The sequence below is a fragment of the Paenibacillus sp. FSL R10-2788 genome (assembly GCF_038003885.1).
GTDB lineage: Bacteria > Bacillota > Bacilli > Paenibacillales > Paenibacillaceae > Paenibacillus_AQ > Paenibacillus_AQ odorifer.
The window spans coordinates 6,851,308-6,874,474 of the sequence record NZ_JBBOQA010000001.1; the positions used below are offsets into that span (position 1 = coordinate 6,851,308).

19 protein-coding genes and 1 riboswitch are annotated in these 23,167 nt (G+C 44.5%); of the genes, 9 read left to right on the plus strand and 10 right to left on the minus strand.

Features of this window, described 5'->3' with window-relative positions; translation table 11 throughout:
* Positions 1–142: 142 nt before the first annotated feature.
* Positions 143–225, minus strand: a riboswitch (glycine riboswitch).
* Positions 226–469: 244 nt separating this feature from the next.
* Positions 470–1,177 carry a DNA alkylation repair protein gene (locus tag NSQ50_RS30440; RefSeq protein WP_076222403.1) on the minus strand — a complete coding sequence of 236 codons (708 nt, stop codon included), beginning with the start codon at positions 1,175–1,177 and terminating at the stop codon, positions 470–472.
* A gap of 70 nt (positions 1,178–1,247) precedes the next feature.
* Positions 1,248–1,802: a TetR/AcrR family transcriptional regulator gene (locus NSQ50_RS30445; protein WP_036682356.1), complete on the minus strand. Its 555-nt coding sequence runs from the start codon at positions 1,800–1,802 to the stop codon at positions 1,248–1,250.
* Between the two features lie 166 nt (positions 1,803–1,968).
* Between NSQ50_RS30445 and NSQ50_RS30450 the strand changes: the two genes are divergently transcribed.
* The 3 genes from NSQ50_RS30450 (at position 1,969) to NSQ50_RS30460 (ending at position 5,082) form a co-directional block, all read left to right on the plus strand.
* Entirely contained in the window at positions 1,969–3,444 is a 1,476-nt protein-coding gene (locus NSQ50_RS30450) for a DHA2 family efflux MFS transporter permease subunit (RefSeq protein WP_076222404.1), read from the plus strand.
* 267 nt (positions 3,445–3,711) lie between these two features.
* Positions 3,712–4,287, plus strand: coding sequence for a C39 family peptidase (locus NSQ50_RS30455; RefSeq protein ID WP_076105127.1), 576 nt, complete (start codon positions 3,712–3,714; stop codon positions 4,285–4,287).
* 135 nt (positions 4,288–4,422) lie between these two features.
* The gene (locus tag NSQ50_RS30460; RefSeq protein ID WP_076222405.1) at positions 4,423–5,082 is read left to right on the plus strand and encodes a hypothetical protein; all 660 of its coding nucleotides are present in this window, start codon (positions 4,423–4,425) and stop codon (positions 5,080–5,082) included.
* A 153-nt stretch (positions 5,083–5,235) separates the two neighbouring features.
* Here NSQ50_RS30460 and NSQ50_RS30465 read toward each other — a convergent pair whose 3' ends face one another.
* A complete protein-coding gene (locus NSQ50_RS30465) occupies positions 5,236–5,784 on the minus strand; it encodes a pyridoxamine 5'-phosphate oxidase family protein (RefSeq protein WP_076222406.1) in 549 nt (182 codons plus the stop codon).
* A 153-nt stretch (positions 5,785–5,937) separates the two neighbouring features.
* On the opposite strand from NSQ50_RS30465, the gene pdxR reads away from it, so the two are divergent.
* Together pdxR and NSQ50_RS30475 are read left to right on the plus strand one after the other, a co-directional pair.
* Complete coding sequence (gene pdxR / locus NSQ50_RS30470) at positions 5,938–7,368, plus strand: MocR-like pyridoxine biosynthesis transcription factor PdxR (protein WP_036682366.1); 1,431 nt, start codon at positions 5,938–5,940, stop codon at positions 7,366–7,368.
* Positions 7,369–7,825: 457 nt separating this feature from the next.
* Positions 7,826–8,398 carry a DUF4352 domain-containing protein gene (locus NSQ50_RS30475; RefSeq protein WP_076222407.1) on the plus strand — a complete coding sequence of 191 codons (573 nt, stop codon included), beginning with the start codon at positions 7,826–7,828 and terminating at the stop codon, positions 8,396–8,398.
* A 271-nt stretch (positions 8,399–8,669) separates the two neighbouring features.
* Here the strand turns inward: NSQ50_RS30475 and NSQ50_RS30480 are convergent, their stop codons facing one another.
* The 7 genes from NSQ50_RS30480 to NSQ50_RS30510 all read right to left on the minus strand — a co-directional run bounded on the left by NSQ50_RS30480 (position 8,670) and on the right by NSQ50_RS30510 (position 17,479).
* Positions 8,670–10,034, minus strand: coding sequence for an MATE family efflux transporter (locus NSQ50_RS30480; protein WP_076222408.1), 1,365 nt, complete (start codon positions 10,032–10,034; stop codon positions 8,670–8,672).
* 75 nt (positions 10,035–10,109) lie between these two features.
* Entirely contained in the window at positions 10,110–10,769 is a 660-nt protein-coding gene (locus tag NSQ50_RS30485) for a dihydrofolate reductase family protein (protein ID WP_076222409.1), read from the minus strand.
* A 20-nt stretch (positions 10,770–10,789) separates the two neighbouring features.
* Positions 10,790–11,926 carry a sugar ABC transporter substrate-binding protein gene (locus NSQ50_RS30490; protein ID WP_076222410.1) on the minus strand — a complete coding sequence of 379 codons (1,137 nt, stop codon included), beginning with the start codon at positions 11,924–11,926 and terminating at the stop codon, positions 10,790–10,792.
* 15 nt (positions 11,927–11,941) lie between these two features.
* Positions 11,942–13,882 carry an alpha-amylase gene (locus NSQ50_RS30495; RefSeq protein WP_081386824.1) on the minus strand — a complete coding sequence of 647 codons (1,941 nt, stop codon included), beginning with the start codon at positions 13,880–13,882 and terminating at the stop codon, positions 11,942–11,944.
* 36 nt (positions 13,883–13,918) lie between these two features.
* Complete coding sequence (locus NSQ50_RS30500) at positions 13,919–14,959, minus strand: zinc-dependent alcohol dehydrogenase (protein WP_038573898.1); 1,041 nt, start codon at positions 14,957–14,959, stop codon at positions 13,919–13,921.
* A gap of 271 nt (positions 14,960–15,230) precedes the next feature.
* Positions 15,231–16,613, minus strand: coding sequence for an SMI1/KNR4 family protein (locus NSQ50_RS30505; RefSeq protein ID WP_076222411.1), 1,383 nt, complete (start codon positions 16,611–16,613; stop codon positions 15,231–15,233).
* A gap of 122 nt (positions 16,614–16,735) precedes the next feature.
* A complete protein-coding gene (locus NSQ50_RS30510; RefSeq protein WP_076222412.1) occupies positions 16,736–17,479 on the minus strand; it encodes a glycoside hydrolase family 16 protein in 744 nt (247 codons plus the stop codon).
* Between the two features lie 148 nt (positions 17,480–17,627).
* Here NSQ50_RS30510 and NSQ50_RS30515 point away from each other — a divergent pair, with 148 nt between their 5' ends.
* From NSQ50_RS30515 to NSQ50_RS30530, 4 genes are all read left to right on the plus strand, one after another.
* Complete coding sequence (locus NSQ50_RS30515; RefSeq protein WP_036682380.1) at positions 17,628–18,548, plus strand: ABC transporter permease; 921 nt, start codon at positions 17,628–17,630, stop codon at positions 18,546–18,548.
* A gap of 18 nt (positions 18,549–18,566) precedes the next feature.
* Positions 18,567–19,451, plus strand: a complete 885-nt coding sequence (locus tag NSQ50_RS30520; protein ID WP_076222413.1) for a carbohydrate ABC transporter permease — start codon at positions 18,567–18,569, stop codon at positions 19,449–19,451.
* A gap of 8 nt (positions 19,452–19,459) precedes the next feature.
* A complete protein-coding gene (locus NSQ50_RS30525) occupies positions 19,460–21,178 on the plus strand; it encodes an extracellular solute-binding protein (RefSeq protein WP_340949885.1) in 1,719 nt (572 codons plus the stop codon).
* A 147-nt stretch (positions 21,179–21,325) separates the two neighbouring features.
* Positions 21,326–23,164 carry a sensor histidine kinase gene (locus tag NSQ50_RS30530; RefSeq protein ID WP_076222415.1) on the plus strand — a complete coding sequence of 613 codons (1,839 nt, stop codon included), beginning with the start codon at positions 21,326–21,328 and terminating at the stop codon, positions 23,162–23,164.
* Positions 23,165–23,167 lie beyond the last annotated feature (3 nt).

Genomic DNA, 23,167 nt, shown 5'->3' on the forward strand with positions numbered 1-23,167 from the left:
ACCCCCCCTTATGTGAAAAAAATAACAAGTGAAAATGATAACAAAAAAGAGATTGGATACGCTCCAATCTCTTAGGTATAAGAATAATAAATAAAATACATTTATTTATTCTGACGATGATCAGAATAACAAATGAATTATCTAGTACTCTTCTGTCCTTTTGCCTGAGATTGTGAACCCTTCGGCGCCGGGGGATTCCCCCACGGTCTCTCCAGAAGCTGCTCCTGCTATAGTGTGATCCATAGCAATCATAGCTTGCGAATTATTTAATTTTTATGTCGCTAACTTCATTTTTAATATTTTTCAATACTAATCATTGTCAAATATTTTGTCAATAACATTAATTACCGCTTTATTATTGTTCCATTAACTTTTATTGCACACAATTAAGGGCTTGTCAGCCAAGCCGCCAATTCTTCTGTCTGCAGGCACAACCTTCAATACGCTCTCCTTAGCACTCCATGACTGACTAACACCTTACATGTTTTCGTTTGAAGCCCAGCTTCGATTTATCAACTGCCTTTTGAATATTAATTGAAGCATTCAAAATCTTGCTTTTTGCACTACCGGTATGGACTTCCACCGGGCCAACTTCCTTTGCAATCTCAACCGCTTTATCATGAAGCGGCAGATAGGATACGCCCACAGTGTAGATGAAATTGTTCATTGCGTATTTCGTTCGTTCAGGGGCATCATGAATCGTATTTTTAGCAAGCTCCAACATAGCGGCCAATTTTTCTGCGGAAAATTCACTGTCCGGGCGATTTCCGAGCAGCCAGCAGTAACAGTTCCAGCCCGCCGACATTTTCAACTCTATATCACTTGCAATCCATTTATCAGAAACCTCTTGCGCAATATCCGTCTCCGCCAACGTTACTGCCACCACAAAGTCCGATAGCATATAGAAATAAGCCCCAGCAATCCACCGCTCAAAATCCGACTCTGACATTGCTTTAGGCTCCGCGATCACCCCGGCAAAATACATAGCGTCGTAATTTCCCGTAGCATAAAGCTGCTCGGCCAAGGGTTGATTATGTTTTATTTTTCTGAAGATAGGCTTCATCTGGCCTGTGGCCACACCAAAAAGCGGTTCGTGCGCGCCATTGGATAGATATATTTTCTTGGTGCGTTCCTTGCCGAGAGCTTCAAGCTCTTGCATGACCGTTTCTAAATCCATTGTTCGCACTTCCTTTTTTATGAATATTGGCTAGGGACTCAAACTTTACTTGAATATATCATAAATGCCCTTATAAATATCTTCTTTTATACATCAAGGTAATTTGCCCCGCTATGTATTCAGCGCTATATTGGTTGCCATCCTTAATCCACCACATAATAATCCCCAGTAGTGAGGCTGCAATAATATCAACGGAGACTACCTCCTTAGTAGAGTCAATGTTCCTCGCGTTTCTTCGTTTTTCGACAGTATTTTTTAACAGGTTGGTCAAGTGGTTTTTGAAGCCTTTATGCTCAATCAATACAGCAAAAACTTTCCGGTATTCAAAAAAATAATTTAAAAAGGTGATCAGCTGCTCCTGTTCGTTGTTGCTCTTCATTTGTAATAGCGGTTCAACCTTCATGGATAGGTCATCGAAGATTTCATGTACGATCTGGCGCAATAAATCGTTAATATCCTCATAATGCAAATAAAACGTTGCGCGATTTAGTTCCGCGCGGTTGGCGATTTTTTGGACGGTCAATTGCGAAATCTCCACATTGTCGGACAATAATGAAAAAACAGCGTTTTTCAACATCTTTTTTGAGCGAATGGCTCGTGGGTCAACTCTTTTATGTTCAGTCATTTCATCCCTCTATTATCGTTTAAATGGCCTTTCATCAACTAATTTGCCTATTCTGTCGATTAGTCGACATTTTCAATAAAATTGCAAATAGGAATACTTTTTAAATCCTGATATGATTTATTTTATTGACACTATGTCGAAAAAGCAATGAAGAGAGGACTGCAACATGCAAGAAGACACTAAGAACATAAATAAAGGGATCTTATTAACCATCTTAATCCTTGGTTGTTTCTTATCCACACTCAATCAGACGCTTTTAAATGTCGCCTTAAGTAGTTTGATGGATGTTTTTGATGTCACAGCAACAACCGTACAATGGATTTCAACAGGATTTATGCTGATCAACGGGATTTTGATTCCGATTACGGCCTATTTAATGAAACGTTTTACAACACGGCAATTATTTATAAGTGCCATGTCATTTTTATTAATCGGTTCTATAATTTGTGCAGCAGCGCCGAGCTTTAGTCTACTCTTAATCGGACGGATGATCCAAGCTGCCGGTGCAGGGATTATAATGCCGCTCATGATGAGTGTTGTGCTCGCCATCTTCCCCGTTGAAAAACGTGGCAGCGCTATGGGACTGCTTGGGCTGGCGATGATATTCGCTCCTGCTATTGGGCCAACGCTCGCGGGTTTTGTTGTCGAATACCACTCTTGGCGCTGGTTATTTATCGGGCTTATTCCACTTGTCCTCATTGTTATAGCGTTGGCGTTCAAGTATTTAGTGAATGTATCTGAGACGTCTAAGTCGAAGCTTGATGTGGTAAGTGTTCTTTTATCAACCGTCGGATTCGGCTTAATTTTATACGGCTTCAGTAGTGCAGGAAGTAAAGGCTGGGATGATGTAATCGTGATCCTAACCTTAGGGATTGGGGTCGTGGTAACAGCCGTATTCTGTCTTCGACAAATCAAATCGGATGATCCACTGCTAAACCTGTCGGTCTTCAAAAATAAAGTGTTTACGATGACATCTCTTATTAACGTATTAATCACAATGATGATGTACGCAGATATGATCTTATTGCCTATTTATCTGCAGAATGGTCGCGGGTTTACAGCATTTGATGCAGGACTACTATTGTTGCCGGGCGCACTCGTAAATGCGTTCATGTCACCCGTCACCGGTAAATTATACGACCGTTTCGGTGCGAAACCGCTGTTCATCATTGGCCTATTGTTTATTATTCCATCTATGTGGGCGGTAACAGATTTATCTGAATCGACCACGTATACTTATCTAATGATTCGTACCATAGGCCTGCGAATTGGATTAAGCTTCATTACTATGCCACTCAATACAGCCGGACTAAATGCGTTGCCCAAACAACTCGGCACTCATGGTACAGCTGTGAATAATACCGTTCGCCAAATTGCCGGGGCCATTGGTACTGCTGTCGTAATTACAATTTATACAGTGCAGGCAACCAGTCATGCAACTACACTGATGCAGAATAATCCCTCCGCTACTCCTGAGATCTTTAAATCCCTTACATCGATTCTTGGGGCAAGTGACGCCTACTACTTCATGATGATTTTATCCATTGCCGCATTTGTTATAACATTATTTATGCCCACGAAAAACAAGCTCATGATTGAAAAGAAAGCAAACCTAGTTAGCAAAGAAGAACCTCCGTTGTAACTAGTAATTGCAGTGTATATGAAGAAAAGCCATTCCTTAGCGGAGTGGCTTTTGTTATGAATGGCTTGCTTTGGATCATTGGAGCACGTATTCCTACGAGCATCAATATTTCCTTATCCATATCAGTATCCCCCTCTCCATATCAAATGTGTAGAATCTATTATAAAAACGAAAAAATATTTAAACTTTACACATAAGTTAATATATGGTATTTTAATAGTGTTATTAAAAGGAATATTAATCCATAATAAGGAGCTGATTCCATTCATGAAACTATCTTTAAAAAAGAGATTGATGCTTGTTGGAACCTTTGTTTCAGTCTTTCTTTTTTCTTTTGTTTCCCAAGCATATGCGACTAATTTAATTGGCTACCCTACAGCTACACAAGCTAAGAATAATTGGTGCTGGGCTGCGACTAGCGTTACCATACTTCAATATTACGGAATCTCTGTAAGCCAATGTTCTTTTTATGATCATGTGAAGGGAACCTCCGGCTGTACAACAGACGAGAGTGAATCTTATGGAACTGTTCAAGAAGGCATTCATGATTATGGTGTCTCCAGTTGGAATCATACAGGAGCACTATCTTACAGCGATGTAAAAAACCAGATTGATAATGTTGGCAGTCCTATATATGTAAGCTGGAAATGGAATAGTGCTACCGGTGGCGGGCACGCAGTAGTTATCTATGGGTACGACACATATAGTGGAAATGATTGGATTCAACACATGAACCCGAGTGGGGGCACAAAAACCTCCATGTTATACACCAACATTAAAGGTGGCTCCAGCTACGATAGAACCTGGAGATGGGGACTTCATGGCTTCAACAAATATATTTAAGGAGGGCTTCCCATTAAGAAAACGCTGCTGTTAACTGTAACTTCATTCGTTTTATTTCTGACTTTTTTCTCACCTGTATGGGCTCAGACCGTAACTGAAGATGTTGTTTCTTTTGCAAATACAGAAGGATTAACATTGATTAAAGAAGGGCTATCTAAAGATCCTGAAGGGTATGGTTACAACAATGAAGCAGAGATTAGTGAAATTACCGTAGGTCAAGGAATGCAGATTCATTTTATTGATGGTGCTAAGCTTAGGGCGGCTTCCGATAGTCTGATTGAAACGGTCACACCCCAAGACAACTGGGAGTTTCTTATTTTATCGGGCGGAATACCCAAATCTAAAATGATCATTCAAAAGGATTCAAACGGGTCCTATCAAGTTACTGAGTTTGGAGGAAATCCTGATACTTTGGCCTATGCTATTCATTCACTAGAAGCTGAGGGTGAAGTGAGTGAGCCTACACTTATCCGTGAGCGGGACGAATATATAGCTGCCTTCAAGAAAGACAATCAGGAACTAATCATCGCCCCACAACGAGCCTCATCAGCAGAAACAAAAGGACTAAGCAATATTTCGGAGCCTCAAGCACCCGGGCATTTAATTGATGTGTTACAAACGATGCAGAACGATTCTTCCGATGACGAGCAGGATGGGTCGGGAACCATTGCTTCCGCATATTATGCGGACGATAATAATCATCTAACAAGGTCTATCACCATTAGCGCCATTATTGCTCTAGTAACGGTATTTGTGTTCTGGGCCTATCTCAGAAGACGTAAACAACCTAAATAAATGTAAAAATAAGTAGGCCGCCCTCCTTCATTGGATTGCGGCCTACTTTGATAGATAGTACCTCTAAAAAGCCTCCCTCTCCCCATATGATTAGGACATAAAGGCTGCCAAAGACCTCGTTAGCATAACACCATTTGTAATGGTATCTTGCGGCTAAACATCTCGTCCAGTACCCATGCCCCTTTTATACATTTTTTCTGCTTCAATAGGACTTTCTTTTGCCGTGATATGATACGGAATTACCCGATAAACTTGAACCGGACCGCCAAATACAGCCGATCTATACTTTTCCACATGCTGCTTGGACAAGGGGCGATTATAATAACCCGGTACGTATTTATTGATCAATTCCTGAAGTACGTGTGTGGCTTCATCCAAATCTGAAATCGGTTCTGCTTGTCCAAAAATCATTACGCTCATATAAGCTGTATCCATTTTGGCTGGTACCGGGTCTGTAATAGTTCCGTATTCCTCACATACCGTAAAACATACCTCCGGATTATCACGCATGACCTGATTACGTCTTCCATCTCCAGCCCCATGAATATACAGTTTCCCTTCAGTCCATACATAATTAAGTGGCACAACATAAGGGAGGTTCCCATCAACCAACCCCAGATAACCTAATCTCGTTTGGTGAAGGAACCTTTCAATCTTCTCTTGATCTAAGCATTCCCTGGTCTTGTAACGAACCGAATTCATATCGAATCTCTCCTTTTATTTAAATTGCGGATACCAGCGTTGTTACGGTAGTATATCAATGAATGGATTGCATTAAAATATCCAAAATTCGCTGTTTAGAGCAATCCATAATTCGTTTTTTATGATTGGAGTTTCTATTTGGAGGTATGTACGATGATGAAAGTAATTCGCAATGATAAGAGACCGATCTGGCAGCAATTGCTTGATCAAGCGATTCATAATATTACTAGCGGAGTCTGGGCACCAGGAGAATTACTGATTCCTACCCGCGAACTTGCGCACATCGTAGGTGTCTCCCGCTCAACTATACAGATCGTCTATGAGGAATTGTTAAGTCGAGGTTATACAGTTACCTCCCGCCGGGGAGGGACGCGAGTTAGTACGTGGAAGCAAGTCACTATGTCCACGAAGGAAATAGAAACAGAGGGCCCCACACCTCCGTCACTCTCCTTGCTAGACTCAGCTGTTGATCAATTACATGACTGGTTCAGAGGTAAAGAACAGCTAGAAGTGGATATTGATTTCAGTCCCCATGAACCCTATTTGGATGAACAATTTCAAAAAAACTGGCGGCAATCGCTGCTCCAGGCATCCGCTGAAATGGATTTATCAAGCTGGGCTTACGGTAACTGCTACGGGTACACACCATTACGTGAGCAAATACAGCGTTATTTATCACTTGAACGGGGCATACATGTCCAAACCAATCAGATTCTGTTGACCTCAGGAGCTCAGCATAGTATTGACTTAATCGCACAGTCACTTTTAGCTGATGGGAACACTGTCTCAGTAGAAGATCCAGGTTTCCCAGCTGCTTGGATGGCAATGAAATACCGCCGTATGAATGTGGTACCCGTTCCTGTTGATGAGTATGGTCTAGTGGTTGAGCATATTCACCCGCAATCCAAACTGGTCTTTGCCACCCCTTCCCACCAGTGCGCAGTAGGGGTCGTTATGTCGGAGCCCCGCCGGCAACAATTGCTGCATAAGGCCGTTCAAGAACGATTTTGGATCATTGAAGACGATTATGATAGTGAATTTCGATATCGCGGGGAGCCGCTGCCAACGCTGTTTAGTCAGGCATCTAATAATACTTTGTATCTCATGAGTTTCTCTAAAATGATTGCACCAGGCATTCGTATTTCGGCTATTGTTGGATCAGTCGAGGCAATTGCTCAGCTAGCGAAGGTGCAGGAGCTGACTTACCGTCATCTTCCGATTATGGATCAGCTAACACTAACCCACTTCATTAAAAATGGTCATTTTATGCGCCATATGCGAAGAGTCAGAAATGTGTACCGTCGAAGACACGAGGTCATGGCAAAAGCTATTATGGCTAGCCGCTTAGGGGAGCGCTTCACGCTCAGTGGAGTAGAAACTGGATTACATATGTTATTAGAAGCTGAGGAAACATTCGACGAAGAAGCTGTGACAAAGTTAGCCCTACAACATGGAATACGTGTGTACCCTCTTGGACCCTATTGTTTGGATAGCAAAAGAAAAGGATGGGTATTAGGGTTTGCAAAAGTAAATGAGGCAGCGATTGAGCAGGGCATTCATCGTCTTGCGGAGCTGATCCTATAAAATCATCTCCGCAGCACTCACAAAATTTGTTGAACAGTCCATAGACTATTTTAGATTTATGAAACCATTGCTTCCGCGTATTACGCGGACGATAATAATCACCTAACAAGGTCTATCACCATTAGCGCCATTATTGCTCTAGCAGCAGTATTTGTGATCTGGGCCTATCTCAGAAGACGTAAGTAACCTAAGTAAATGTAAAAAGAAATAGGCCGCTCTCCTTCATGGAGTGCGGCCTATCTTTCTCTCATCTACGGCTCCCGAGAAATATTCAAACACTGCACTAATACTATTAAAAACTTACCAAGAAACTACTCAAAGGCATATCGGTTTACTCAACTTTCCTTATAAACAATTTTTTCAAAAAAAGCATAATCCTTATAAAGAATTTTCTGGAATTTCCGATATATTTATAGTACACATAATGGTTCAAATTACCTAATTGGGAGGGTTTTATTTGAAAAAGATTTTTAAAATCGGGTGTCTGGGATTCATCGCTTTAATTGTACTAATCATTGTCATTGGTATATTTGCTAAAGATAAGGATAGTTCAAACGACACAACTAGCAAATCTAATACCACCGCAAACTCTGTAGAAACAAAGGGCACCTCAAAAGAAGATGCGAAAAAACTAGCAAAAAAAGGAGAAGAATTACAAGTTGGCGATGTTGTTTTTAAAGTTAACAAGGTAACTACTACCAAGGAAATTAAAGATGGAAATTACTTATCCTACTCACCTAGTGCTGACGGAAGTATTTTCCTAGTAGTAAATGTAACTGTTAAAAATGCTGGTAAAAAAATGATTACCACAGACTCATCATACTTTCAACTCCTAAAAGATGAAGTTACGTATAACCCGTCAACGTTGATTACTTCTTCCGGAGACTATTTTTTATATGAAGGAATCAATCCTGGATTGGCTCAAACAGGCAATGTAGTATTTGAAATCCCAGAAGATATGACTGGATTTCTTTTAAATGTCCAAACTGGGTTCTGGGGAACCGAGCAAGGACAGATTGAATTGAAATAATACTATATGGATCGTAAACCACCAATGTAAGTTGGTGGTTTTTTGTTACTTCTTCGACGTAAAAATTCTACTTTATGATCAAAATAACCGTCAACGAAGTAACTAGTGCTTTAAAACGTAGTGGTTAAGATATTTGGCAGTTAACAACTGGATATTTAAAAAACAATGCAAAAGGCACTACCTTGAGGCAGTACCTCTTGCATTGTTAAGTGAAGAGATATCCAATTTAGGGGGAGATTAATCCTCCGCATCGATTCAATCAGGTCGTATGTTACATAGCTTTTTCAGCCAGATCGCTAACTAAATTTCTCATCCACTTACGGGAGTAAATCCGGGCGTAGCCGATGCCAAAGCGGACAACCTCCTCCAGCGAGATGACGAGATACACAAGGTAGACAGGTTGCTTCCAAATGTATGACAGCAACAGCCCGGATGGGACTCCTATCAGCCACGTTGCGGTAGACTCCATGCCGAATACGAACTTGCTGTCTCCTCCGCTGTTTAGTATACCGCCGGCTATAATCATATTGGATACTTTGACCCAAAGAAATCCAGCAAACACGATAACGATATACATGCTCATTTGTTTAGCGTCCTCGGAGATATTGAACGCAGAGACATACAGCTTCGAGCCTGCCGCAATGATAACCCCGACGATCAGAGAGATAATGATGCCTAGACGAATGAACCTTTTCGCATGATCGAGTGCGATATCAGATTCATTCGCACCCAAACGGTTGCCAACCATTACCCCTGCTGCACTAGCCAGACCCGATAATAGGCCAATGCAAAGACCCTGAAGTGGGAAGGTAATGGTCATCGCAGTCATTTCCATCGTCCCCATACGGCTATAAATAATCGCATATGCTGTTTCGCCCAATACCCAGATTAATTCAGTCAGTAGCAGCGGATAGGTCGTTCCAAAAAACTTGCGAATGAGCGGTTTAGGAACAATGAATAAGTTCTTTAACCCGACAGCTCCCGGTAAACGATACCGGTACACGGCACCAATGATCAACAAGCATTCGAAGACCCTAGAGATAAGAGTAGCAATGGCAGCGCCCTTCAGACCAAGCGCAGGAGCACCGAAATGACCGTAAATAAGTACGTAATTCAGTATAATATTCAAGCCAACTGCAATTAGACTTACATACATCGGCCATTTGGCATGGCCAGTACTGCGTAAAATCGCGGAATACATCATCGTGAGCATGACAGGCACAAAACCGATCGACATTATCTGGAGAAAGATATAACCCTCTTCTATTACATTCATGTCTGTAGTGAATAGGCTCAGAAAGAGCGGCGAATCGATAAAGACAGCCGCAGAGAACAGGAACGAGAACGCAAAGCCAGTGATCAGTCCGAGACCCAGTACTTGAGAGACGCTTTTGGAATCTTTATTTCCCCAAAACTGGGCTGCATATATGGATACACCCGTCGATAAACCGGCCAAGACAACCGCGATGATCCCGTATATTTTGGTCGACATCCCCACCGAGGCAATTGCCACATCTCCCAGCTGCCCAACCATCAATTGATCCGTCAAATTAAGCAATGCCATCAGCAAGCTTTGAAGCGTAACGGGCACAGCGATTTTATACACACTTTTGTAGAAATCTTCTTTCTCTGACATGTATCGTTCACAACCCCCATATTCTCGATTTTTCCAGAACTTATAGCCATTCGCAGTCTATGACTTAGTTTGAGGTTAGATCACCTTTTTGTAGCGCATGAGCGTGTAGTTATCTTTTGGTTGAATTTCTACAACCTTGAACTTTTTCGCAAAGTTCAATTGCTGATACCCGTCTCCATCCACTAAAGTAATGTTTGTGGAGCCGCCTACGATGATTGGAAGCTGCATTAGAATAATCTCATCGACGATATCCTGATTGAAAATATGCCAGTTTAAGAATCCGCCGCCTTCGACCATCAGACTGGTAATCCCATAGTTCTCCTCCAACTGACGTTCAAGCTCCACAAAATCTACTTTATCCTCGCCGCAGATAAGGCACTCCTTTCCTCTTTGCCGGATCTGTTTGATTTTTTCTTCATCCCGTCCTTTCTCGGTCGTGACAATAATCGTCTTCCCTTGGTCCGAGAGTACATTGCAATCTAGCGGAATATCCAAGGTAGTTGTCGGAATGATACGAATTGGATTTTTATTTTCCTCATACCGATTAGTAAGGAAGGGATTGTCCGTCAAAATTGTATTTTTGCCGACCATAATTCCCTGCACCTTCCCCCGGAATAGATGAATAAATTCCATATCCTCACTGGAAAATAAAGAAAAAAGCTCTTTACTCGAATTACCAGCGCCCATAGTGAGCTTTCCATCAATAGAAATTTGGCTGAATATCGTTGTTTTCATTTGGCTCTCCCCATCTCTAATTAGCTTTTAAATGCGCCCCAAGAGGCTTGAATAGTCTGTTCTATTTTGTTCAATGCTTGTTCAGGATTGCTCAAGGGCAGCTCGATAAGACCCGCATTTAACGCCTCCCATACATGGATCATGAAGGGATAAGTCGGCATCGGCCGTGAGTGATCCAAAAGTGATAAAATCATCTTTTTGTTAGGCGCAGCAGAGGCAGCTAGATGGTTCAGCACCTCTTCCTGAGCCGGAATCCGCTGTACACCCAGCGTCCACATAGTTTGGCATTCGTCACTCAGCATAAAGCGCGTGAATGATAAAATATCTTCCCGCTCCTCGGACGTTAATGAATGATTAGGGTAGATCAGGCCAATAGAAGAAGACATGGATAATGATTGCCGCCCTTCGATGCTCGGAAGCTGGCAAACCGCAAGCCTATTGTTCATATGTTTATCTAGATGGTTATAAATCCACTCGCCACAAATAATGGCGCCGATCTTACCGTCAATGAACTGCTCAAGCAGTCCTGTGGAGCCGTCGAGACTGACGAGCACGCCTTGATCCATCTTGTCGCGAATAAACTGAAGCGCCTGCTTCATTTCAGAGGTGACGATATTCGGCTTTCCATTCTGTACAGGCCAACCGCCGAAAGCTGTAAGGAACGGAATAAACCAATAGCCTTGCTGTAAGTCTGCTCCAATCGGTATGATACCTTGGGCGGATAACTTTTCTGCTGCCTCTTCGAACACGTCCCATGTCGTCGGCGCACTAGAGTAAATCAACGGGTTGTAATACACAACCAGATGATTACCCCGCAATACAGGGATACCATACTGAACACCATTCATTTGCATCGTTGAAAGGGCTCCCTCAGTCAGCGTATCGTCAAATAGCCCGCCCGGTACTTCGGAGTAAAGACCGTTCTCCACATAGGAGGACATGTCAGCAGGAACCATCGCCAGATGCGGACCTTGCTGGGTGTCCTTAATTTGGTTCAGGCGCGCAGTCAGCTCCGTAATATTCATCACTTGTGGTGTAATTTGTACGCCGAAGCGCTCTGTATACAGCTTACAAATTCCCTCCAGCACCTCAATCGAGGTATCTCCCGGACCATCAAACTCATGCCATACCACGACTTCCTTATTGTTCTTTTCCATTGCAGCCTCTCTCCCTTACCTAAATTGTCTATGATTGTTTACGAGCACTAAAGCCTGATTAGGCGCAAGCAGCAAGCAATCGAACGCCTGACCTACGCTGCTACCCGTTAAGGAACTATCCAGTGTTACCGTCATTGGGCATCGGCCAGGTACGGCAACCTTCAAATCAACTTGGCAGAAAGCATCAGCACTCAAGTTAAAGCAGCACAGCAGCGTTTCATCCCCTTGCATATACCCGTACAGAACAATACCTTCCGGGGATTGAGCCACGAAAAAGTTTTCCGGCTTCACTAGGTGGCGCCAATCTTTCTTGAGTTCACTTAGCTCCGCCAACAGCGGCAGCATCGGTGTAGGATTGGTCCAATTAATTTGCATAACGTTAAAAAAAGCTCGGGAAATCTCCTCTCCGTTCGTGTTGTCTCCAAGACCACAGTTGAGCGGCTGCTCCTCATTCATTTCATAACCCGTCGTCACGTATGGAATTGCGTTCGGAAGAAATTGATTAAATACCGCGATCATCCGAGCAACCTCTACACCGCCACGGCTGGTGATCCGAGGAGTATCTGCTGTTTCTGCACAGGCAAATATATGAATATTCAACTCAGGCAGCTCTTCTAAGAATGAAATGAGATTCTCTTTAGTAATTTGTGTCATGACGTTCCATCCACTGCCAAGCATAATGTTATAGCCGGTGTTTGCTGCCTTCTTGTGGTTGCGATTGAACAAATCTTCGCTGATTAAGATCGCATTTGGATTCATCTCTTTAATCGTGTCAAAAATACGAGTCAACAACGGAATAGGAAGCACGTGTCCGATGTCGATGCGGAAGCCGTCAATCCCAAATTTTTCGAGATTAACCCGTACTGCCTCCTCCAGAACATCCCACAGCTCCAGATTCGGCTCCTCTCCCGGGTAGTCATTGCATTTAATCGTATCAAAAAGGACATATGGCGCCTGATCCGGACTTATAAGATGTCTCACTTGCGGAGAGAAATCCTGGTAGAGGCGTAAGAACGTAATGTCTGTCCAAATCGGCTGCACATCATTTATCCAATCCGAATGCGCTGGAGCAGTCGTTATCCCCATCTCTTGCTCCACCAAAGTTAATAGCTCCTCTCCTGTTTTAGCAGCTTTCTCTTTCAAGTGCTGCCAAAGGATTGGATGGAGTTCATTGGGCGGTGGCGTGAACTTCCGCAGAAATACTGCTGTCTCCTGGCTGCGGTAGACCGTCTCCAATTTGTCCGGCGTACACTCCTCAAAAAATCCAAGCTGGGGAATTGCGGGCGGCGCAAAGCCTTCTAATTCATCCATTTTGATCCAATACACCCATTCAGGATGCTCGGTAATGAACGCACTGTTTTTCGCCGTCACACGGGGAATGAAGTCAACAACAGTCTTAATATCAAGTAAATGACAAGCCTCTACCAAAGCGCTGAGCTCATCGTGGATCGTAAACTCCTCCATATCATCCAATAGGCTATCGTGCAGGTTCTCGTCCAAATGGAATAACGATTGCACTGCGTAAGGGGACCCAATATCCCCCTTCAGATTCAACTTGCTGTACTGGTTAACTGGAAGCATGTACAGAATATTGATGCCCATTTTCTTTAGCAGAGGCAGAAGAATAAAGAATCTTAAAAAAGTACCCGATTCAATTTTTCCGTCATGGTTGTAATCCCAAGCCGTAGAATAGCGAATAAGCGAAGAATAGATCGCGCTATCGTCCAGATTTGTGCGTTCCTTAAGCAGATATCTCCACGAAAGCCTGTCCAGATAATTCAAATGATCTGTCAAAAAATCATACGGGTGTACACAAATTTCACCCTCTTTTTCTAAGAGAACACGCTCATATTGGCACTCATTCCACACTGCGGGTATCCAAATTGGCTCTATGTCTTTAGCCTTTTGTGTAGACAAGTAATCTTTAATTAATCTGAATTTGCTATCATTGCTCATCAACAGTGCCACCTCTCATTGATTGTAGTCTTACGTTTAGGGAACAAAAACCGTCTTTACGGTTTCACTCCCAACCACCTTCAAAGAGTTCAATTCATAGCCGATCAACTCGTCTATCGCTGCTTCATGCTCACTGAGCTTAACTTTTCTAGTCACTAGTTTCTCCATTTCAGGAGTTTCAGCGGCAAACCGCAAAGCTTCCTCGAACATGTGGCGGTATTCACCTGCTGCTATAATTTTTATTGCATGCTGCACGAATTTAGTAGGGGAAAAGGTGTAGCGATACTTCGCATTAATACCAAAAGGAACGATGCGGCCTCCACGTTCAATCCACTTTTCCGCCATTTCGAGTTGAGTGCCCACCGTATCGATAATCACATCAAACTTATGTCCCGCACAGATTTTGTCTACGGTAGCTTGATTTAATTGGGCAGGGGTTAAAGCAAAATCTGAGATCTCTCTGGCAAAAGCTAGCCGATAGGGATTAACTTCAGTCGCTACCGTGAGCGCAGATTTCGACTTGCTCACAATTTGGCTTAACAGTCCCATTGGACCCGATCCAAGAATGAGTACCTTGTCGTCTGCTGTGACATTGGCTTCTTTGAAATTGTGCAGTACACAGGCAAGCGGCTCAATCAAAACCCCCGTCTCCCAGCTCATATGATCGGGAAGACGGTGTGCAAACGTTTGTGCAGTTGAGTAAAAAAAAGTGAATGTCCCATTTCGATTCAAACCCGCAATAGGCATCCCATTTCCATCGATGCCCGTACAGAGGTGCGGCTGTTTCTTCAAGCAAAAATAGCATTCATCACAGCTTTGATTCGGATCGATAACTACGCGGTCGCCTACCTTAACACGGTCAACGTTGCTGCCGATTTGGATTACAGTCCCTACTGCCTCATGACCACGAATGACCCCTGGAACCCCCTCCTCTTTCCCAGTTATGACTGCTAAATCTGTTCCACATACACCTGTCATCTCAATCCGGATCTTGACTTCATCCGGTGCTGCAATCTGCGGCTCTTCCCATTCGCAAAGCTCCAGCTTATGATTAGATGTCCACACCAACGCTTCCATACTCATTCCCCTTTCTTTTTTGTTATCCATATTCGCCCAGAATATATCATAACTACCATGTAAAAGTAAGGTGAATGTTGTCGAAAAATGTTAATAATTACATTTATATATAAATACTTCACGAGTAAGCGCTTTAATTTTCTTTCGCTTATTATGCGGAGTGCACTGTCTGAAACGGCAAGTTTAAGGGCCATCCTTTGTGGGATGACCCTTGAATACGATTGTGATCAACCGAGCTCCGTGCGGGAGAGTAGCCCCGAATCAACGTCTCCTATTTTGCAGCTTCCGCTTTCAGCCGTGCAATGACCTCAGAGCGGGCTTGATCTGTGAAGCGAAGCACCCCGTTTTCCTGGACGATTAGCTCTTCCCGTATTCGCCCATCCAGCCAGTCGCAGATCCATCCCGGAGCGTATCCTCCTTGCCCGAACTCGCCGCCAAAAGTGATCATTTTCTCATATACATCCAGATATTGTTGACGGCTCGTATTTGGATAAGAGCTTGTGTACAGCCAGAACTGTACATCGTACATCAGAGTAGAAAGCTCATCCGCATGAAAGGAGAAGTGTCCCTTCTCTTCAACGATTCGGGTACAGACTTTACGGATCTTCTGCTCAAGCTGATCTACCTCAGACACATCGCTGCACAGCTTCGCAAGCAAAGGTGAGAATTGGCCTACGGCTACTTTGCGCAAATCCTCCTCTTTATCTTCTTCAGAGGTGTCGTATTCCTCATCACTCACCAGGCCGCGTATAAACGTCTCGAAGTCTTGGGCCAGAAACGTAATCTCATAATTATCTTCCTGATCCACATGAATTACCTCGGGTTCGCCGTCCCTCCCGCAATTGCGGTAATCCAGCATCACGACATCATGGCCTGCCGAAGGGCAATCACAAATTACCACGCCGATGTCGGGATACCCCCACTCCTCAATCATGAACGGGCTGCCGAGATCGCCGCAGATGGAATAGCTTTTCTCGCGTCCGATGCCCATAATGCCCGTAATCGCAATATGATCCTCAGCCCATGAGGTCGCGTCCTCGGTCGGAAAACAAGTATTATAAGGCACTCCCCCATTGTGCTGCTTCATCAGACTGATATAAGAGGCAGGAAGCTTGTAACCCAGTTCTTCTTCTACAGAAGCAATCAGCTCATCCGTAGGCGGAGAAGAAACATATTCTTTTAGCGCATAATCGCTATCGTCCCAAAAGCCGGAGAGATCCATCCCGTCAAAAGGAGCTGCAGTCGTCCCCGAATCATTATGCTGTTCTCTGATTGCCCGTCTGGCTGCGGCGTCTTGTTCTTTGCGAAGCTTGCGCTGGCTGAATTTCAAAAACATGGCCGTGTTCTCATCATCCGGATCGAGGTCATGGGCAATACTCAGCACTCTCACCGCTTCCTCATATCGATTCAAATAATAGTAGGAATATCCCACACGAAAATGCCACAGATAATCATTCTGCCCTTGTTCCGCAATCATCGCGAAGTGTTCAAGGGCTTCTTCATAACATCCCACATTGTTATACGCTCTTGCCAGACTGCTGACTACCTCGTAATCTCTGTCCGCTGGAGGAATCTCCATCAGAGTGTCTACAATCTTCTGGTGTTCATCATCTTCATGCCACTGTGTCAGCTGTGCCACTAGTTCTTTGTCCATAGTCTACCTCCCCAAGCTTATAATTAAGTTACTAGAATATAGAGAAATATGGTTTTCCCTATTCTACCAGATGGGATGTAGGTATTGAAAATCGAAAAAGAGGGCATCTCCAAAATTTTTAATTATGGATACAGCCATATCCCTGAAACCGTCATCACCGCTGGCAGTGCAGTCTCGTCAACCGCTACATTGTCATACCAGCCGCCCACTGCAAGGTTCAGCACCAGATAAAATGACTCGTTAAAGGGCATAATGCCTGGCTCCAAGCAACGCTCGGCAAAGCAATGTCCGTCTACCAGCCATCGAATCGAACTGGCATTCCATTCCAGTGCATAATCATGGAATTCATTAATGGTTCCGCTTTCAAAATGGTGCGAGAACTCCTCAACGATTTGATGTTCCCAATTCTTTCCGTAGTGCAGTGTTCCGAATATTTGCTGAGGCAAGCGGCCTTTGGCTTCCATGATATCAATCTCGCCGGAAGCTGGCCAAGGCCCGTAAGCCTGTTCCTGCGGAAGCAACCAGATGGCAGGCCATACCCCTTGCCCTACCGGCAGTTTTGCACGCACAACCAACTTGCCATAACAAAAGGAAAAATGGTCCTTTGTATCCAAACGAGCCGAGGTATATGCAAAATTGCGCCCATCCTTTTCAATGGATTCGCTGCGCGCGCACAGGTTTAAGCCAAATTCATCGATATACAGATTGCTGGAATGATCCGTGTAATACTGCTGCTCTCCGTTGCCCCAACCTGGGTCTATGGGATTACCCTCATTATCTAACAAGTCGTTGCCAAGGCGGACATTCCATAGCTTTAAATCGGCATTTCTATCTAAGAAATTCTGTTCCCATATAGGTTTATTCATCCTTTGCACACTCCCTTCATTTAATCACAGCATACTTAATTTTTGCGGCTGGTCAAACAAATCTAAAAAAATGGGATAGGGTCGATAATCATGGGCTTTTTTTCCTATACGCTTTTTCATACGATGAAATAGAAAGGGGGCACGGAAAATGTTCCAATACAGAACGGAACAAATGAAAGCGCTTTTTAAGCAGTGGCAATTGCAAAGCATGGTTATCCCGGGAATCATCTGGATGTTTATCTTTTGTTATATCCCTATGTTCTGGCTCATTATTGCATTTATGGACTACAGCATCGCCAAACCCTTACTAGAATCACCGTTTGTCGGGCTGAAGCATTTTCAGGATTTTTTGACGGATGAGCGTTTTTGGCGTTCGATTCGCAATACTCTGGGAATGAGCAGCATCAAGCTGGTCTTGGGTTTTCCCATTCCTATCTTGTTCGCCTTGCTGCTGAATGAAATACGGAGTCTTCGATTTAAGCGAACGGTACAAACCATTTCGTACCTGCCGCACTTTATTGCCTGGACGATTTTTGGCGGCATTGCGCTCAATTGGCTGGGCGAGGGCGGTGTGATCAATCAGTTGATGATGGCGTTCGGGTTCCAGGAACGCGAAATCCTGTTTAACAGCGACCCTAAGTACTTTTGGTGGATCACCTTTTTCACCGATACGTTAAAAGAAACCGGCTGGAGCGCCATTATCTACATAGCGGCAATATCCGGCATTGATCCGGGGCTGTACGAAGCGGCTGAGCTGGATGGCGCAAACCGGCGGCAGCGGATGTGGCATATCACCATTCAGAGCATACGCCCCACCATCGCTATTTTGTTCATCCTCGCTGTCAGCGGGATACTCGGCAGTAACTTTGAGCAGATCTTTATGTTGAAGAACAATATGAACATGAGGATGGCGGAAAGCCTAGACTTGTATATCTACAACATGGGGTTGGTCTCCGGGCGCCATTCCTTCTCAACAGCCGTCCTGTTCGCCCGCTCTATTGTGGCGCTAGGTTTGTTGTTTTTGGCCAATCACACATCCAAAAAACTAACCGGCGACAGCATTTTTTAGAAGGGAGAGGACAGAGGTATGGAAAGACGCAAAAGATTTCGGCAAATTGGAGTATTTGAGGTCTGCAACACCCTGCTGATGCTGGCGGTTTGCTTTTTAACACTGTACCCGATGTGGTTTGTATTCATTAACTCGCTTAATGCTCCGCAGCAGGCATCCCTGGGCACCGTCAACTGGTTTCCCAAAGAATTATCGCTGGCCAGCTATAGCGTTGTGTTCAATGATAAGACTATGATGAACGGTTTTTACATTACCACTCTGCGCACAGTGATCGGGACAGCAACGCATGTGTTGTTTACCGCCATTATTGCTTACGGAATGAGCAAGTCTAATCTGATCGGACGCAAGCTGTATCTTAAAATCGCATTGGTTACGATGCTGTTCTCAGGCGGGCTGATCCCTACATTTATTCTGATGACGAAGCTGGGCTTATATGATAATTTTTGGATATTCATCATTCCCTCTATGTACACTTTTTTTAATATGGTCATTTTCATGAGCTTCTTCCGCACCATACCCGACAGCCTGGAGGAGTCTGCGAAGGTAGACGGTGCTTCAGACTATGGCGTCCTGTTCAGAATCGTATTGCCCAATAGCATGGCTGTCATTGCGACTATATCGCTTTTTTCAGCCGTTTATCATTGGAATGATTATTACCAGGGGGTCATCTACATCCGTTCGCAGGAATTACTGCCACTGCAGACCATACTGTACAAAATCATTGCGGAGAACTCTATGTCCTTCATGCAGCAGCAAGCTATGGCGCAATTCGGCGCAAGACTTCCCGGCAACTCTATTAAATTTGCATCCATGATGGTGGCCACACTGCCTATTCTGATAGTCTATCCTTTCATTCAACGCTATCTGGTCAAAGGCGTGATGATTGGCGCCATTAAGGGATAAGAGTGTGAGTGTCTAGAAACTGGTATTCAAAAATTCAGAAGCAGCAAAGAAAGGATGATTATGTCATGAAACGTAATCTCATTAAGCCGGGGTTGACCCTCGTTCTGGCCGCAAGCCTGATGCTAGGCATAGCCGCGTGTTCCAATTCAGCGAATAGTGAAAATAAGCCGACACCACAGCCTACAGATAGTACACAGCCGCCAAGTGAAGCAAAGCTCAATCCCGATGATCCGGCATGGAAGCTGGATACCAGCCCTGTTGATTTGACCTGGTTCGTAGGTGCTAACTGGTATGCCCACACTTGGGGAGACAGCTTGACCTCCAAGTACGTAACGGAAAAAACAGGCGTAAACATCAAGCTTGAAGTACCTTCCGGTGAAGCCAATGAACATATTACCCTGATGATGACCTCGGGCAAGCTGCCAGACTTGATATCAATGGGTTCGTGGGAAACCGCTGTCAAAAAGCTGTGGGAAGGCGATCATGTCTACGCCTTAAATGAATTAGCTGACAAATATGATCCTTACTTCTTCAAGGTGGCCGGGGACGGTACACTGAAGTGGTATCGTCAAGAAAATGGCAATACCTATGGCGTTCCGAATGATTCATATAGCCCCAACCTGATGCATGAAACTGGCATGACGGCCGCCAACCAGACTTTCCTGGTGCGGAAAGATCTGTATGAGGAGATGGGCAGCCCGGACCTTAGCACTCCAGAGGGCTTTCTGAACGCACTGCAACTGGTAAAGGATAAGTACTCCCAATATAAAGGCCAGCCCATCAGTCCCTTTTTTGCACAAGGGAACGTCCCTTACGGGATGACCGAATATCTGCAGAACCTACTGGCCGTTCCGCATGAGAAAGACGGAAAAGTATACGACCGCATTACCGATCCCGATTATATTGCCTGGCTAAAAACCTTCCGTACGGCTTACGAGCGCGGGTTGATTAATGTGGATTTCCTGGTGGATTCCGATACTCAGGTAGAGGAAAAAACAAACAACGCCCGCTATTTCATGATGGTCCGCGAGTGGACCGGTATGTCGGCTGTCAATCCTATGCTGGCTGCTAGCGGCAACCCGGATTCTTACTACATCGCAGTCGATGGGCCAAAGAACAGCAAGGGCGATAACCCTAAGTTATTCCCTGGCAACATGGACGGCTGGATGGTGACGATGATTAGCAAATCAACCGAAAACCCTGAACGAGCCATCCGCTTTTTGACCTATCTGGCCAGCGAAGAAGGCCAACGAGATTTGTTCCTTGGCAAGGAAGGCGAAACATGGGAGATGGTAGATGGCAAGCCGCAACTGAAGCCTGAAATGGTAAAATTACTCGACACTGATATTGAGAAGCTGGAGAAAGAATACGGCATCATGGATACCTATTGGATGATGCGAAACCCTGTAATCGTCAACCAGTGGAGACCGGAGAAATCTCCTGTCATTAAGCAAATGGAAGACTTCGCCAATAAGCAGGCCGATATTGATAGCGGTATCTATAAGGGCTTAGACCCACAGGGCGATTCTGATGTGTCGGTAGCCTGGTCCCGTATTTCGCAAAATTGGGAGGAAGTACTCCCTGAGCTAATTACGGCCAAAAATGAGGCTGAATTTGATAAAATCTTCGACAATTTCCTTGACCGCCGCGAGAATTACAACTTTGGCAAGGTGATGGAATACCGCCAGGCTGAACTGGATGTGCGAAAATCCAAAATGGCAGAGTAATAATGCCCGTATTAAGATTGCTGCCGGCCACCGAAAGGGTGGCCGGTATTCCCTTTTTCGCTTCTTTAACCATTTAACAAAACAGCCTAGTTACCTACCGGGCAGTTTGTAATATATGGTATATTACAAGGGTAGGAGGCTACTTAAATGAAGTATCTGCTGACTAAAATGAGGAAGCTGTACCGTAATTCCCGAATCTCCCAAAAGTTGTTTCTGGCTTTTAGCATGATGATTGCCATCCCTGCGATTGTGGTATCCTTTTTATTTATCCGCACACAGGAAAGTCAGCTATACAAGGACGCTATGGCTACCGGCAGCAGCCATGTCTCACGAATTAACGAACAACTGCGCAGCAAAATGGGCATTATTGAGAACGCTTCCTCTACTGCGCTGAATCAAAAGGCATTTGTAGATTTTATTCACTCCAATATGCGCGGGGATGGCCTGCGTCTCGTAAAATTTAGACAAAATCAATTTGAGCAAATGCATAATATCATTCAAAGCTACGAGATGATCAGCGAGCTAAGTTTCTATGTCGATAATCCAAACCTATTTGAGATTTGGCCTGAAATCTACCATTATGACAAGTTCTGGCCGAAGGACTACTGGGTGACACTTCGGGAGGAAGGCGGTGCGGCATACCGCTTATTTGCTTTTAAAGATGGAGAGCATACGCTATCCTATTACCGGCTGGTACGCCTTCAGGGGCAACAGCAGAAACTCCCTACCATTATGGAAATCCGCGCCCAGCATAGCGTCTTTTTCAGTGACCTGCTTGAGGATAGCGGGGGGGATTTCTTTTCTGTAGTGATGGATGGAGCCGACTCTTCCCGATCTGTATACAATCCTGAGCATATCTTTTCACAAAATGCCGGTGAGGAATTGGATAACATTCTAGGTAGCATTCACCAGCGGCTGGATGTGCTGCAGCAGAGTAGCCCCATTAAGGTCAAGGTAGGCGACCATACTTACTACGCGTTGTATCGCTACATCGCCCCACTGAACGCCTATGTAGTGGATATTGCCTCTCATCAAGCGCTGATGAAAGGCCCACGAAGCTGGTATTTGCTCGTAGTAGCGATCACATTGTGTGTATTGCTGCTAATGTTACTGCTCGTTTCACATACCACTCGGCGCATTTTCCGCCGGCTCGACAGGGTGCTGGCTTCTATGCGCAAGGTGCGGCAAGGCCAACTGGATGCGAAAATTGATACCGGCCTGGATAAAAACGAAACCGGTGACGAAATCGACGAGGTGGCCGTCAGCTACAATAATATGTTGGACGAAATCAAACATTTGATGACCCAAGTGGTAGATAAGCAGCTGATTGCCAAAAATGCACAGCTGCACTCGCTGCATTCGCAGATCAATTCACACTTTTTATATAACGCGCTGGAATCCATCCGTATGCTCGCGGAGGTTCAGCAACAGCCCGCTATCGCCGAAGCGTTGGTGTCTTTAGGCTCACAACTGCGATACAGCATGCAATGGCGCAGCGATACGGTTGCGCTTAGCGAAGAACTTGCCAACATACACAGCTATGTCCGATTCATAAACTTTATGGAGGGTGGCAGCATTGAGTTGACGGCGGATCTCCCGCAGGAGGTACTGCGTTATACAATTCCTAAAATGTGCATGCAGCCCATCGTCGAAAATGCCGTTCATCATGCAGCGCCCTCGGGCGGCAGCGTACGTATCCATATTACCGTATCGGTAGAAAATGAAAGCCTTCTGCTAATTGAGATACGAGATGATGGCGCAGGTGTTGACCCGGAAATGCTGTCCAGTCTGCAGGCTGTGCTGCGGGGCGACTCAGATTCACCGATTGTTACCAGCAAAAACGGACTGGGCTTGGAGAACGTGCATAAGCGCATACAGCTTCATTATGGTAAGAACTGCGGTCTTTGGATTGACAGTGTGCAGGGTGCCTATACTTGTGTAACCATACGTTTGCCTTGGGAAAATGTGAATCTTGGAGGATGGTAGGGC